General features: G+C 59.7%; 1 protein-coding gene. It reads left to right on the forward strand.

Translation table 11 applies throughout. The features are described 5' to 3' along the window. Nucleotides 1–22 precede the first annotated feature (22 nt). Nucleotides 23–268, forward strand: a 246-nt coding sequence (locus tag ACW4DH_RS19015) for a hypothetical protein (protein ID WP_459637967.1), incomplete at its 3' end; no start/stop codon positions are given.

Here is a 268-nt window from a genome sequence, read left to right on the forward strand (position 1 = left end):
GGTCTTTGACGAGTCGCTTGCCTTGAAGGTCTTGGTGACTTCTCACCCCTTCGCAGACAAGCGCCCACATGAATTACCTGATCGATTGTTAAAGAGCGTCTCGCTGAAGCGTCTGTCGACATCTTCCGGCCCTGAGGGCCTCGCCGCGAGAGAGGCGTATTCCACCGGGACGGCCGTGTTTGTCAATCCCTTGTGCGCGCTGCGATTCGCGTTCGAATCGTTTGCGGCCCGGGCTGACGGCCGTGTCGAGTGGGGCGCATTCTACCGT

This window comes from Halomonas sp. WWR20 (genome assembly GCF_054602495.1).